Raw genomic sequence first — 12,903 nt, forward strand, 5'->3', positions numbered from 1 at the left:
GCGCTAAGCATTAGTTGACTGCAGGAACAGCAATTCCGGTCTGCAAAGCCAGGCCCTGCATCCAGTCACTAAACATGTCCTGCTCTATTTTGATGACCAGATTGGCATGTTCTTCCCAATCCGGAGAAAAAGTTTTCAGCTGATTCAGCATTTCTTCCAAATGCCCTTCTTCTTCCAGTATAATAGACTTGACATTGACTTTGCTTCCCGCCTGGGTCAATACATCCTGATAAATCGGATACAGCTCGTCTGCACGAACTTCAATGGCATAAGTCACAAACAAATAGGCACCAAATTTCAATTCATAACCTGTTAAATTGAAATGCTGTTTCAGGTAACGGCAAACGGCAACATCCAGTGCGTTTAAATAAAATTTGGTATGGTTGGGCGCCAGCAGCTCTTCATTTGTATAGGTTTTACACAAATCGCCATCCAGCTTATCCAGTTGTTTTTTTAAATAATAGGCATGGCGGTGTTCTTCTGCCGCATGTTTCAGGATGATCAGGTTCACCTGCTCTTTATGTTCCGAGGCAGAGATCTTTTTTGCGCCGGCATTCTCCATGTACGACAAGGTATTTAACCATTTGGCATGCAATTGGTTATCACTCACTATATTTTCCAGGATTGCTTTAATTTCCATGTTAGATATCGTTTAATGCTTGATGAATAGTTTGGTAAATGTACTCCAGATCTTCATCACTAATGATATAAGGAGGCAAAATATATAGAATATTGCCCAGAGGCCTCAAAATGATCCCCCGTTCTAAAAAGTAAAGGTACAACTGATTTCTGAGCCCGCTTAAATAAGAAGTATCGTTTCCGGTTTCCCATTCCAGCACCAGGATCGTGCCTTTCTGACGTACATCACGCACTTTAGGATGATCTTTTATTTCTGCTGCAAAAGTTTCATTTTTAGCTTTTATCCGCTGAATATTGGCCATCGTTTCCGGTTTCAGCAGGATGTCCATACTGGCAAGAGAAGCGGCACAGGCTACCGGATTTGCAGTAAATGAATGTCCATGATACAGGGTCTTCAGCTTATCATCACTTAAAAAAGCATCGAAGATCTTTTGATTACAGGTCGTGACTCCCAATGGCATCGTGCCTCCGGTAAGTCCTTTTGACAAACAAAAAATATCTGGTTTTGCCTGCAATGTTTCACAGGCAAAATACGTCCCTGTACGGCCAAAGCCAGTCATCACTTCATCAGCAATGGTCAGGATTCCGTGTTTCTGACAGGTTTCCATCAGCTGGTCCAGGTATTCCCCTTCGTACATCAGCATCCCTCCTGCTCCAAGTACCATCGGTTCAAAGATGAAACAGGCCACCTCATTACTCAGGTAATTGATTTTCGATTTCAGTTGTTCTATGTTCTTTTCCGTAGGAAGGTCGATGAACTCCACATCAAACAACATGGAATTAAAAGGATCTGTAAAAATACTACGTCCGCTCACAGACATGGCACCAAAGGTATCACCATGATAGGCTTCCTTAAAAGCGATGATCTTTGTCCGCCCTTTATGGCCTGTATTTGACCAGAACTGAAGGCACATCTTCAAAGCAACCTCTACCGCAGTAGAGCCGTTATCGGTATAAAAAACCTTTTCCTGATCACCGGGAAGTAATTCCAGCAAACGTTCTGCAAGCCGGACTGCAGGCTCATGCGTAAATCCGGCAAAGATCACATGCTCGAGTACACTCAGCTGTTCTGCTACCTTTTTCGCAATGTGCGGATGGGCATGTCCATGGATATTTACCCACCAGCTGGACACTGCATCTATATATTTCTTCCCATCTTCGTCAAACAGGTATACCCCTTCTCCCCTGACAACGGGAATATGTGGCAGGGCATTCTTCATTTGCGTATAGGGATGCCAGATTACTTTCTGATCTCGTTCTGTTAAACTCATGTTGTTTGTTTAATGGTCAGCAGTTCTACCACTGTCTGATCCGTTTTAAAGGTCACATCCTCCATTTTAAGTGCTGCAAGGTCTATCCATCGAAAGGACTGCAGGCTATCTCCGTCAAAATCAAAAACCTTTGATTTGAAGTTCAGCTGCAAAGGATGAACTGCCTTTACGAGGTAGTAGATGCTTAAAATCTGGCTGTCATTAAAAGAAGATTTTTCGTAAAAATCAGTGGTATAAAAGTGTTCAAGAACTTCAATTTCTGCATTACATTCTTCCATAAACTCTCTTTTCAGCGCATCAATCAGGCCTTCTCCCAATTCCAGTCCGCCGCCGGGAAATTTACTAAAAATCTTCCCCCCCGACTGCTCGTCACTAATCAGTACCTGTTGGTCCTCATTAATCAGAAGGCCGTATACCCTTACATTAAAATAGCTCATTGGAAATGTTTTTTGTTTTTAGTAGCATTCTCTACCGTCCAGGAAATTTCTTTATTAAAAGGCTCCTTTCTGACATGGCAGTCCTTCATATTGCAATAATTGCAACATTCCGGCAGACAAGGATCGGCATGAATAAATAGTTCTGTTTTATGTTCTGCCTTTCCATTGATCAATTTATCGATATCAGAGATTTCCTGATGGACTTTAACAAGATCAAAATAATAAGGCAGGGTAATGTGACAATCAATATGAAGGTCTGCTCCATACTGCTGTGCACGAAGGTTGTGTACATCAATCCAGGCATCATGCCTGTTCTCCTGCAAAATGCAGACAATATCCTTTACCAGTTCTACATTGCTTTCGTCCATCAATCCTCCGACAGAGCGTCTGGTGAGCTTATATCCATTATAAATGATGTATAATCCCAGCAAAATAGAGATCACACTGTCCAGCCAGTAGATTTTGGTCAACTGAATGAGGACAATTCCTACCACAAGTCCGGCACTGGTGATCGCGTCGGTCATGAGGTGTTTTCCGTCTGCTTCCAATGTAATGGAACGGTGTTTCTTCCCGGTATTGATCAGGTAAAAACCGACAAGCAAATTGATGAGCCCGGTAGCGCCGATAATCGTTGCTCCCTCAAATAACTGACTGATCACCTTTGGAAATAAAAGATCATAACCAGATTTAAAGACAATGATTAGTCCTGCTAAAGCAATCAGGACTCCTTCCACAAAAGCGGAGAAAAATTCGACCTTACCGTGGCCATAAGGATGGTTTTCATCTTTCGGTAAAGTTGCCAGGTAAATGCTGTAAAATGCAAAGCCACTGGCCAGTACATTTACAATACTCTCCGCGGCATCGGTAAGTATGGCATTTGAGTGTGTCATGAAATATGCCGCAAATTTTGCAAGCATTAACACTACACTAATGCACAGGGAAACGAGTATGGCTTTTTTCTGAGGTAACAATTGGCAGAGTTTAGCTGTCAAAAGTACATTTTAACAAGGAAATTATATTAAAAAGTATTTTTTTTAGTTTATAATTCGGTTAGGTTTCTATATTTGCTATCTCACAAAATTATATTTGCTTGCGCACAAATTATTATGACATTTTTATCCAAAAGAATCAATAACCTTTCAGAGTCACAGACCATTAAAATGGCTAAGTTAGGCAGAGAACTATCCGCAAAAGGGATAGATGTAATCAATCTGAGCTTTGGTGAGCCGGATTTCTTCACGCCTGAATTTGTTAAGGAAGCAGCGAAGACCGCTGTAGACGAAAACTACTCGTACTATACGCCTGTATCAGGATATCCTGAATTGCGTAAGGCGATTGCCGAAAAATTATTGAGAGAAAATGGATTGAGCTATAGCTTCGATCAGATTGTGGTGTCTACAGGTGCCAAACAATCCTTAGCCAATGCTGTAATGTGTCTGGTAAACCCTGGGGAAGAGGTGATTGTACCCACTCCATACTGGGTTTCTTATTCTGAAATGATCAAACTTGCAGAAGGAGAAACTGTATTTATCAATGCCACAGTAGAAAACAACTTTAAAATCACAGGTGCACAATTAGAAGCAGCCATCACCCCAAAAACAAAGGTGTTCATGTTCTCTTCTCCTTGTAACCCTACCGGATCAGTATACAGCAAAGAAGAACTTGCAGACCTGGTTGCTGTATTCGAAAAATATCCAAACATCTACATCATCTCCGACGAAATTTATGAGCACATCAACTTTGTAGGCAAACATGCTTCCATCGCTGAATTTGACTCTATAAAAGACAGAGTGGTCCTGATCAACGGATTTTCAAAATCCTATGCAATGACCGGATGGCGTGTAGGTTATATGGCTGCCAATAAAGAGCTTTCCAATGCCTGCGACAAAATGCAGGGTCAAATCACTTCAGGAACTTCTTCTATCGCTCAACGTGCAGCTTTAGCAGCTTACCAGGGTGGATTAGAAACTGTAAATGCAATGGTTCAGGAATTCAAAAGCCGTAGAGACATCGTTTATGCTTTATTGAAAGAAATCCCTAACATCAAAGTAAACCTTCCTGACGGAGCGTTCTATTTCTTCCCTGAAGTAAAAGCTTACTTCGGTACCAGTACTGGTGATTACAAAATCAACAATGCAGAAGACCTTTGCCTTTATCTGTTGAACGAAGCTCATGTATCGACCGTTACCGGCGAGGCTTTTGGAAACGAAGATTGTATCAGAATTTCTTATGCTGCTGCTGAAGATAAATTGAGAGATGCCGTTTCAAGAATCAAAGCTGCTTTAGAAAAATTAAGCTAGTTATTACATTAACATATCGAAAAGGCGGGTTTCTTTAAAGGAACCCGCCTTTTTTATTTATCTGTCGCTGTTTATTTGCGATGTCAGGTCTCTTAAGAGAATTGCTGCATCGTTTATTCCTGCCAGAGAATTGGCGTATCAGTGATTTCCTTCCGGAGAATTGGTATATCAGTAATTCCCTGCCAGAGAAATTAAGTGCTAATAAAAATATCCATCTCCTTTTCATCCCCGAATCTTTGCTGAAGGGCAAATATTCGAATGTCTTCAAAGCAAATGGACATTTTTATTTAAATAATGATTGCTCCATCGCATGATGCAAAAAAACTACCGCTTAAAAACCGCAGGAAAGCAAGCAAAAATAAAAAACCAACTCAGCTACACGGGTCGAGGCTCGTCGGTGGAGCGAGTAATAAATCCGTGCAATATTTCTTCAATAAAAAAAGAGCGTGTTCAGAAAAGGCATAGAAAATTTTGCCGCCCTTCAGCGTGCAAAAGATTTCAGCCTTTGAAGAATATGCTCTTTTTTTATTGAAGAGTGAGTAAGATTTCGTTAGGAGCGAATTGCTTCAACAGGGTCCAGTCTAGATGCCGAAAATGCCGGCCAGAATCCTGAGATCGTACCGATCACCACAGATATCGTTACCCCCAGCATCACATTCTTCCAGAACAGGATCATTTCAAATCCACCTGCCGTTAATGCTAACGTGAGGAGGTATACCAATAACAATCCCAATGCTCCGCCAAGTAAGCAGAGTGCAATCGCTTCAAACAGAAACTGCAGCAGTATAAAATAATTTTTCGCCCCCAATGACTTCTGAATTCCGATGATGTTTGTTCTTTCTTTCACGGATACGAACATGATATTTGCGATTCCGAATCCACCGACAAGAATTGAGAATCCACCGATTACCCATCCTGCGATATCGACTACACCGAACATCTGATCCAGCTGATTCGAGGCAATGGTACTTTTATTCAGGGCAAAATCGTCTTCAGCACCAGGTTTGGTTCTGCGGATGGCCCTCATGGCGCCTCTGATTTCACTTTCTACCTCTTCCAGGGCAATATAATCTTTTCCCCTTACGGTGATGGTTGGATCGTAGCGTTCGCTTTCCACATCCATGATGCCTTTGGCAAAGTTAAGTGGAATCAGAATATTTTTATCCTGGGACATACCCATCATATCTTCTCCTTCTTTCTTGAACACTCCAACAACGGTCAGTCTTCGGGCCATTACGGTAATCGATTTACCGACTGCCGGTTCTCCGTTAAAGAGGCCTTCGGCGATATTGGCTCCGATAATAATTACGGGTGATCCGGATTTACCTTCATTCTCCGTAAAGTATCTTCCTTCCTGAAAATCAAGGTTCCATGTTTTATTAAAATCCTGAGAAGCGGCTCTGATTCCACCACCTTCTACGGAATTACTTCTGTATTTGATTGTTCTGCCATTCGCAGAAATTTCGTAGGATACACCTTCTACATATTCCAGTCTGTCTTTCAGTCCTTCATAGTCTCTGAGCGAGGCTTCGGGTCTGTTCATGTATTTCCACCACGGGTAATCGCCAAAACCACCCCAAGGCCATTTTTGCACAAATACGGTGCTCGAACCTAGTTTATCGATACTGGCCTGCAGTTTACTCCTGAGGGTATCCACGGCAGAGAATACAAAAATGATCGTAAAGATCCCGATGGTAATCCCCAATAGGGAGAGCATTGTCCGCATTTTGTTCTGGCGCAGTGCATCTAATGCAAACCGAAAACTTTCGCCTATTAGTCTGAAAATAATCATAATTGATGGTTAGACCAAAAGTACCTAAAAAGGTTACAGCAAAACCTTATATAATATAAAAAATACAATTCTGACCTGTTGGCCTTTGGCTGCTTCTACAATCGGGAGGCGCTATCTGCTGATTATTTGTGAAACCATCATCAGTCTGTCGGGCGTAAAAACAATTGCAAAAGCCGATGATCGCTTCATATCAGTTAAAAAACAAATGGAATCTAATGAAACCATCATCAGCATACCGCTTATAAAAAACAATGAATGCTGATGATCGCTTCATATCCGTTAAAAAACAAATGGAATCTAATGAAAAAGAAAATTATATTTCTTAAATTTGCGCCCTTAATTATCACATCGAAAAATATGAAGTTATCTCAATTTAAGTTTAATCTCCCTGAATCATTAGTTGCCAATAATCCTTCAGAACATAGGGACGAAGCCCGTTTAATGGTTTTGCATAAAGATAGTGGCAAAATTGAACATAAAATATTCAAGGATGTTTTGAGTTATTTCGATGATCAGGATGTCATGATCTTAAACAATACCAAAGTTTTTCCTGCCCGTTTATACGGAAATAAGGAGAAGACTGGTGCAACTATTGAGGTCTTTTTACTAAGAGAATTAAATAAAGAATTGCGTTTATGGGATGTTTTAGTAGATCCTGCCCGTAAAATTCGTGTTGGAAATAAATTATATTTTGGTGATGACGATTTGTTGGTTGCTGAGGTTGTTGACAATACCACTTCCCGCGGACGTACCATCCGTTTCTTATTTGACGGTACTGATGAAGAGTTCAGGAAGAACATCGAAATTCTGGGAGAAACTCCACTTCCAAAATACATTAAGCGTAAAGCTACTGCTCAGGATAAAGAACGTTACCAAACAATTTTCGCGAAGCATGAAGGTGCTGTTGCTGCGCCTACTGCAGGTTTACACTTTAGCAGAGAGCTGATGAAACGTCTGGAACTGAAAGGCATTAATTTCGCTGAGGTGACATTACACGTTGGCTTGGGTACGTTCAGATCTGTAGAAGTAGAAGATTTAACGAAACATAAAATGGATTCTGAGCAATTCATCATTGAGCAGAAAGATGCGGATATCGTAAACAAAGCCATTGAAGATAAAAGAAAAATCTGTGCAGTAGGTACCACTTCTATGCGTGCGATTGAATCGGCTGTTTCTTCAGGAAAAATGCTTAAACCAGCAAACGACTGGACCAGTAAATTTATCTTCCCTCCATATGATTTCAGTATTGCGAACTCCATGATCACCAACTTTCATACCCCGGAATCGACTTTGTTGATGATGGTAAGTGCATTTGGCGGTTACGACTACGTTAGAAATGCTTATGAAGTAGCATTGAAAGAAAAATATCGTTTCTACAGTTATGGAGATGCGATGTTGATCATCTAATCATATCATAAAAACATTGAAAATAGGAGATTTCAGACCATTATAGGTTTAGATCTCCTATTTTTGTTTTAAAGACAAAATACAAATGAAGTATTACGCAATTATCGTAGCAGGTGGATCCGGAAGCAGGATGCAGCATAAAATTGCCAAGCAGTTTTTACTGTTGGATGGAAAACCCCTGCTGATGCATACCCTGGAAGCCTTTGCAGCATGCCCTTTAAATCCCGAAATACTCCTTGTGCTGAACATTCATCAGCATCAATACTGGGAAGAGCTATGCAAGGCCCACAGCTTCGCCATTCCACATCAGGTCATCAAAGGTGGGGAACAGCGGTTTCATTCCGTTAAAAACGGGCTGAAGGCCATTAAAGGCAAAGGTATCGTTGCAGTACATGATGCGGTGCGGCCATTGGTAAGCCCTTCCCTGATTTCAAGGTCTTTCGAGGCAGCGGAAGCACATGGCAATGCAGTAGCCGGTATTCCTCCTACGGATTCGGTCAGAAAGGTTTTGTTCGATGGAAAAACTGAAGCTTTGAACAGAAACGAGCTTTTACTCATTCAGACACCTCAGACATTTGCAATAGAAATATTAAGGAAGGCCTACCAGCAGCCATTCAGAAATGAATTTACGGACGATGCTTCTGTAGCCGAATACTCCGGCTTTACCATTCACATCATTGAAGGTGCCAGGGAAAACCTCAAAATCACCTATCCTGAGGATCTGGAGATGGCCTCCATTTTAATGAAGAAAGGTTCCTGAGTAATTCAGGAACCTTTCTTTTTATACGATCAGCATCAATTATGCAGCCCTGTTGATCACTTTCAATAGGATTGCAATGATGGCAATCACAAGAAGGATGTGAATCAGGTTTCCTACATTCGGACCAAAGCCCCCGAAGAAAAAACCAATGACCCATAAGATCACGAATACTACTGCTACCAAATAAAGTAAATTTCCCATAACGTTTAATTTTAAGTATGTGTTTTTTTAGATAGATAAAGAGAATTGTCAAACAATCTCATGACATTACATAAACAATGTTCGTTCCAAAAAGTTTACTTAAAAAAAAATGTACAAAACTTGTACATCAAAAAAACGGTATAAAAAAGAAAGGCCCCGGGATGCGGAGCCTCTAAAAACATTACTAAGAAGTACTAAAGATTAATATTCGTCTTCGTTGAAGAAAAAGTCGTCTTTAGTAGGATAATCAGGCCAAATTTCTTCGATGGTTTCATATGGTTCCCCATCATCTTCCAAAGCTTGTAAATTTTCAATCACCTCTACAGGTGCGCCTGATCTTATACCGTAATCAATTAATTCGTCTTTTGTTGCAGGCCATGGAGCGTCTTCCAAATGCGATGCGAGTTCTAATGTCCAATACATATTTCTTATACTATTAAGTTATTCTAATTCGTTTCGCAAAAGTATATTAAAAAACATGAGCAAAACAAACTTTTTTTCAACGTTTTTATAGACGCGGAATCCAGATGTTTTCATCCGTTTTTGCATCTAAATTCAGTTTTCGTGCCAAAACAAATAAATAATCGCTTAAACGGTTTAAATAAATCGTCATTTTTTCGTCAACAAAGCTTTCTGAGGCCAAATGTACGGTTAAACGCTCTGCACGGCGACAAATACAACGTGCAACATGGCAAAAAGAAACGACCGTTGTTCCGCCCGGCAATACGAAATGTTTCAATTCTGGCAGTACTTCATTCATCTGATCCATCTCCTGCTCCAGCAAATTGATGTCACTTTCATGTAAATCCGGAATTTTCATTCTTGATTTTTCAGGATCTGCAGCCAGTGAAGCGCCTACAGTAAACAGTCTGTCCTGGATTTCTTTCAGTATTTTCTGATGATGAACGTCGATATCCTGGCACATGATCAGCCCGATATACGAGTTGAGTTCATCTACTGTTCCATAACATTCTATGCGCAAATGGTATTTCGGTACCCGGGTACCTCCAATCAGTGAGGTCAAACCCTTATCACCTGTCTTGGTGTATATCTTCATGAAAGGATATTAGCTTATTTTCTCAAAATCATCGCCTTTGGCTTCCAGTTTGGTCAGACGTGGCGATACCGTTTTAATGTCAGTATTCAGGTAGTCTTTCTCGATCAGCCCATCACGCATCCGTACAATACGGTGTGCATGTTGTGCAATATCCTCTTCGTGCGTCACCAGGATAATCGTATTTCCTTTACTGTGGATCTCTTCCAGCAAGCCCATAATTTCTATGGACGTTTTTGTGTCCAGGTTCCCTGTAGGCTCATCCGCAAGAATGATAGAAGGATTGTTGATCAATGCCCTGGCTACCGCAACCCTCTGGCGCTGTCCACCGGAAAGCTCATTTGGTTTATGCGTCACCCTGTTGCCCAGGCCCACATTTTCCAGCGCTTTCTGTGCCCTGGCATCGCGTTCCTTTTTATTTGCTCCGGCGTAGATCAGCGGAAGTGCCACATTATCTAAAGAAGTGGAGCGGGGTAACAGGTTAAAAGTCTGGAAAACGAAGCCAATTTCCTTATTACGAACTTCTGCGAGTTCATTGTCGGTCATCTGACTTACATTAATACCATTCAGGACATAGTCGCCCTTACTTGGCGTGTCCAGGCAACCGAGAATATTCATCAGGGTAGACTTTCCGGAACCTGAGGGGCCCATTAATGCCACAAATTCCCCTTTATGTATATCCAATGAAACTGATTTTAGCGCATGGATGACTTCCGCCCCTATCACGTATTTACGACCTATATCTTTGATGTTGATTAACGCTTTTTCCATTGAAATTTATTTATTCCTGTTTCGTTTTAGACGGTCATCTACCCCCGGATGTTACATCTGTCTTTATTTTTCTATGATTTTTGGGACCATAAAGAAGTTTTCATTGTGTCTGGCGGAATTCTTCAGCCCCTCTTCTACCGTAATTTCCTGCTTTATCTGATCTTCCCGCCATACATTCTCCTCTGTATTCATGTAGACCAAAGGTGCCACACCGATTGTATCCAGCTCATTCAGCTTCTCCATAAATGTAAGGATCTTATTCATATCCGCCATCAATGTATCGACTTCTTTATCTTCGATTGCGATTCTCGCCAGGTTTGCAACTTTATCTATCGTTTGCTTATCTATCGTCATGCTCTAATCAGTTTACTGTTTATTAAATCAAAAATGCGTTCTTTTAAAAGATCAGCATCTGCTATTGTTAAATCTGCAGTGTTTACAGGCTTATGGATGTAAATATCACAAATTCCCGGCGTACTACCATATTTCGAGCCGTCATCCCACATCTTTTTCCATACATCCGTTAAACTGACTGCCACAACAGGAATCTTTTTTTCTATCGCCAGGCGGAAAGGCCCGTTTTTAAAAGGATGTAATATAGGAGGATAATGCGTTCCATCAATCTTTCCTTCCGGAAAAATGATCAGGCTCCAACCTTTCCCCAGGGTCTCCCCTGCTTTTTTAAAAGCCCTGAAAGCGGAGATCTTACTTTCCCTGTTTACTGAAATGTCTATCGTATTGAAGAAAATTTTCAGGACCGGGTTACTCCTGAGCTCATCCTTCCCCATAAAATGAAATTTACCTTTCGCCAGGATACAAAAAAGCATGATGTCCAGATTGGAAGCATGATTGGCACAATAAATATAGGTCTGGTCTTGATCCAGGGGCTGTTCATAGGTAAAGCGGAAAAATATCCCGGTCAGCCAGCTGCTGAGGATGCTCTTTACTTTTCGCAGTTTATTTAAGGTCCCATACCCTCCGGGCGATTGCGCGGCCAGGTAATAAAACGGATAGAAAAGTGCCGAAAGGATTAGGATAACAGAGATCGAATAAAGGCGATGGGTATGCTTAAGCAGGCGGATCATTGCGCCAAAACTACAAAAATTACGATATAAGCCTGTAAAAACGTTCAGCCGAATGTAAATTCAAAGCAATTGCTATTTATAAAGCATAAAAATAAAATTATAGGTGTCCCTAATACCTGTTTTTTATTAATTTCGTCCCTATGAAAGAAACGGTAGTTAGCGGGATTCGTCCTACAGGAAATTTACACCTGGGAAATTATTTTGGTGCAGTAAAGAACTTTGTAAAGATGCAATATGATTTTAATTGCTTCTTTTTTATTGCCGACCTTCACTCTCTGACCACTCATCCGACACCTGGTGACCTTCATGGCTATGTAAAACACGTTTTAGTAGAATACCTGGCTTGCGGAATCAATCCGGAAGAAACCACCATTTATATCCAGTCTGACGTGCCTGAGGTTACAGAATTATATTTATACCTGAACATGAATGCCTATATGGGCGAACTGGAGCGCAGTGCTTCCTTTAAAGATAAAGTAAGAACTCAGCCAGACAATGTGAATGCAGGCTTATTAACTTACCCAACGCTGATGGCGGCTGATATTTTAATCCATAAAGCGGTTAAAGTTCCGGTAGGAAAAGATCAGGAACAACATTTGGAAATGACCCGTACCTTTGGAAACAGATTCAACAGGTTGTATAACCATGAAATGTTCCCTGAAGTGCAGGCCTTTAACTTTGATGAGAACCTGGTAAAAGTTCCTGGTTTGGATGGAAAAGGAAAAATGAGCAAGTCTTCAGGTGATGGCAGCTGCATTTATCTGGCCGACAGCCCGGAAATCATCCGTAAGAAAGTTTCCCGTGCGGTAACTGACGGTGGTCCAACGGAAGACAATCAGCCAAAACCGGAAGCCATTCAAAACTTATTTGACCTGATGAAAATCGTTTCTCCGGCAGATACCATGAAGCATTTTGACGACCTTTACAATACCCGCGCCATCCGTTACGGAGATTTCAAAAAGCAACTTGCAGAAGATATGATTGTCTTTAACACGCCTATCCGTGAAAAAATCGAAGAGATCTCGAAAGACACCTCATACCTCCGTCAGGTGGCCAAACATGGTGCATTAAAAGCAAGAGAAAGCGCACAGAAAACAATTAAAGAAGCAAGGGAACTCATTGGATTCAAATCCTTTTAACCCTTTAGTATAAATCATATAGCTACAATAGCTACCTTAAAAGAAAA

At 41.0% G+C, this 12,903-nt stretch carries 15 protein-coding genes; 4 read left to right on the top strand and 11 right to left on the bottom strand.

Going from position 1 to position 12,903, the window contains the following annotated elements; translation table 11 throughout:
* Positions 1-10: 10 nt before the first annotated feature.
* From DBR43_RS02140 to DBR43_RS02155, 4 genes are read right to left on the bottom strand one after another with little or no spacing between them, the layout of a single operon-like run.
* On the bottom strand, positions 11-640 hold the full coding sequence (locus tag DBR43_RS02140) for a hypothetical protein (RefSeq protein ID WP_124577475.1): 630 nt from the start codon (positions 638-640) through the stop codon (positions 11-13).
* Position 641: 1 nt separating this feature from the next.
* On the bottom strand, positions 642-1,910 hold the full coding sequence (gene bioA / locus DBR43_RS02145; protein WP_124577477.1) for an adenosylmethionine--8-amino-7-oxononanoate transaminase: 1,269 nt from the start codon (positions 1,908-1,910) through the stop codon (positions 642-644).
* Entirely contained in the window at positions 1,907-2,347 is a 441-nt protein-coding gene (locus tag DBR43_RS02150) for an NUDIX domain-containing protein (protein ID WP_124577479.1), read from the bottom strand. The genes bioA and DBR43_RS02150 overlap by 4 nt, the downstream gene beginning before the upstream one ends.
* Entirely contained in the window at positions 2,344-3,318 is a 975-nt protein-coding gene (locus DBR43_RS02155) for a cation diffusion facilitator family transporter (RefSeq protein WP_199756933.1), read from the bottom strand. Before DBR43_RS02155 ends, DBR43_RS02150 begins: the two co-directional genes overlap by 4 nt.
* A 135-nt stretch (positions 3,319-3,453) precedes the next feature.
* Here DBR43_RS02155 and DBR43_RS02160 point away from each other — a divergent pair, with 135 nt between their 5' ends.
* Positions 3,454-4,647: a pyridoxal phosphate-dependent aminotransferase gene (locus DBR43_RS02160; protein WP_199756934.1), complete on the top strand. Its 1,194-nt coding sequence runs from the start codon at positions 3,454-3,456 to the stop codon at positions 4,645-4,647.
* A 550-nt stretch (positions 4,648-5,197) separates the two neighbouring features.
* On the opposite strand, the gene DBR43_RS02165 is transcribed toward DBR43_RS02160, so the two are convergent.
* The gene (locus tag DBR43_RS02165) at positions 5,198-6,439 is read right to left on the bottom strand and encodes an ABC transporter permease (RefSeq protein WP_124577482.1); all 1,242 of its coding nucleotides are present in this window, start codon (positions 6,437-6,439) and stop codon (positions 5,198-5,200) included.
* A 357-nt stretch (positions 6,440-6,796) separates the two neighbouring features.
* On the opposite strand from DBR43_RS02165, the gene queA reads away from it, so the two are divergent.
* Together queA and DBR43_RS02175 are read left to right on the top strand one after the other, a co-directional pair.
* Positions 6,797-7,846 carry a tRNA preQ1(34) S-adenosylmethionine ribosyltransferase-isomerase QueA gene (gene queA, locus DBR43_RS02170; protein WP_124577484.1) on the top strand — a complete coding sequence of 350 codons (1,050 nt, stop codon included), beginning with the start codon at positions 6,797-6,799 and terminating at the stop codon, positions 7,844-7,846.
* Between the two features lie 85 nt (positions 7,847-7,931).
* Positions 7,932-8,606 (top strand): 2-C-methyl-D-erythritol 4-phosphate cytidylyltransferase, encoded by a 675-nt coding sequence (locus tag DBR43_RS02175; protein ID WP_124577486.1) that lies wholly within the window; start codon positions 7,932-7,934, stop codon positions 8,604-8,606.
* A gap of 39 nt (positions 8,607-8,645) precedes the next feature.
* Here DBR43_RS02175 and DBR43_RS02180 read toward each other — a convergent pair whose 3' ends face one another.
* The 6 genes from DBR43_RS02180 to DBR43_RS02205 all read right to left on the bottom strand — a co-directional run bounded on the left by DBR43_RS02180 (position 8,646) and on the right by DBR43_RS02205 (position 11,717).
* Positions 8,646-8,807 carry a lmo0937 family membrane protein gene (locus DBR43_RS02180; protein WP_124577488.1) on the bottom strand — a complete coding sequence of 54 codons (162 nt, stop codon included), beginning with the start codon at positions 8,805-8,807 and terminating at the stop codon, positions 8,646-8,648.
* A gap of 201 nt (positions 8,808-9,008) precedes the next feature.
* Positions 9,009-9,230, bottom strand: a complete 222-nt coding sequence (locus DBR43_RS02185) for a DUF2795 domain-containing protein (protein ID WP_008240955.1) — start codon at positions 9,228-9,230, stop codon at positions 9,009-9,011.
* 85 nt (positions 9,231-9,315) lie between these two features.
* Positions 9,316-9,864, bottom strand: a complete 549-nt coding sequence (locus tag DBR43_RS02190; protein ID WP_124577490.1) for a cob(I)yrinic acid a,c-diamide adenosyltransferase — start codon at positions 9,862-9,864, stop codon at positions 9,316-9,318.
* A gap of 9 nt (positions 9,865-9,873) precedes the next feature.
* Positions 9,874-10,632 (bottom strand): ABC transporter ATP-binding protein, encoded by a 759-nt coding sequence (locus tag DBR43_RS02195; protein ID WP_124577492.1) that lies wholly within the window; start codon positions 10,630-10,632, stop codon positions 9,874-9,876.
* A gap of 63 nt (positions 10,633-10,695) precedes the next feature.
* Positions 10,696-10,986 (bottom strand): Asp-tRNA(Asn)/Glu-tRNA(Gln) amidotransferase subunit GatC, encoded by a 291-nt coding sequence (gene gatC, locus DBR43_RS02200; RefSeq protein ID WP_124577494.1) that lies wholly within the window; start codon positions 10,984-10,986, stop codon positions 10,696-10,698.
* The gene (locus tag DBR43_RS02205; RefSeq protein WP_124577496.1) at positions 10,983-11,717 is read right to left on the bottom strand and encodes a lysophospholipid acyltransferase family protein; all 735 of its coding nucleotides are present in this window, start codon (positions 11,715-11,717) and stop codon (positions 10,983-10,985) included. The genes gatC and DBR43_RS02205 overlap by 4 nt, the downstream gene beginning before the upstream one ends.
* A 140-nt stretch (positions 11,718-11,857) precedes the next feature.
* Between DBR43_RS02205 and trpS the strand changes: the two genes are divergently transcribed.
* Positions 11,858-12,856, top strand: a complete 999-nt coding sequence (gene trpS, locus DBR43_RS02210) for a tryptophan--tRNA ligase (protein ID WP_124577498.1) — start codon at positions 11,858-11,860, stop codon at positions 12,854-12,856.
* The last annotated feature ends 47 nt before the right edge of the window (positions 12,857-12,903 follow it).

Source organism: Pedobacter sp. KBW06, from assembly GCF_003852525.1.
Taxonomy (GTDB): Bacteria; Bacteroidota; Bacteroidia; order Sphingobacteriales; family Sphingobacteriaceae; genus Pedobacter.

Bases quoted from the DNA above. Each gene is read 5' to 3' on its own strand.
- DBR43_RS02140 (WP_124577475.1), bottom strand. From the start codon at position 640: ATGGAAATTAAAGCAATCCTGGAAAATATAGTGAGTGATAACCAATTG.
- bioA (WP_124577477.1), bottom strand. From the start codon at position 1,910: ATGAGTTTAACAGAACGAGATCAGAAAGTAATCTGGCATCCCTATACG.
- DBR43_RS02150 (WP_124577479.1), bottom strand. From the start codon at position 2,347: ATGAGCTATTTTAATGTAAGGGTATACGGCCTTCTGATTAATGAGGAC.
- DBR43_RS02160 (WP_199756934.1), top strand. From the start codon at position 3,454: ATGACATTTTTATCCAAAAGAATCAATAACCTTTCAGAGTCACAGACC.
- DBR43_RS02165 (WP_124577482.1), bottom strand. From the start codon at position 6,439: ATGATTATTTTCAGACTAATAGGCGAAAGTTTTCGGTTTGCATTAGAT.
- queA (WP_124577484.1), top strand. From the start codon at position 6,797: ATGAAGTTATCTCAATTTAAGTTTAATCTCCCTGAATCATTAGTTGCC.
- DBR43_RS02175 (WP_124577486.1), top strand. From the start codon at position 7,932: ATGAAGTATTACGCAATTATCGTAGCAGGTGGATCCGGAAGCAGGATG.
- DBR43_RS02180 (WP_124577488.1), bottom strand. From the start codon at position 8,807: ATGGGAAATTTACTTTATTTGGTAGCAGTAGTATTCGTGATCTTATGG.
- DBR43_RS02185 (WP_008240955.1), bottom strand. From the start codon at position 9,230: ATGTATTGGACATTAGAACTCGCATCGCATTTGGAAGACGCTCCATGG.
- DBR43_RS02190 (WP_124577490.1), bottom strand. From the start codon at position 9,864: ATGAAGATATACACCAAGACAGGTGATAAGGGTTTGACCTCACTGATT.
- DBR43_RS02195 (WP_124577492.1), bottom strand. From the start codon at position 10,632: ATGGAAAAAGCGTTAATCAACATCAAAGATATAGGTCGTAAATACGTG.
- gatC (WP_124577494.1), bottom strand. From the start codon at position 10,986: ATGACGATAGATAAGCAAACGATAGATAAAGTTGCAAACCTGGCGAGA.
- DBR43_RS02205 (WP_124577496.1), bottom strand. From the start codon at position 11,717: ATGATCCGCCTGCTTAAGCATACCCATCGCCTTTATTCGATCTCTGTT.
- trpS (WP_124577498.1), top strand. From the start codon at position 11,858: ATGAAAGAAACGGTAGTTAGCGGGATTCGTCCTACAGGAAATTTACAC.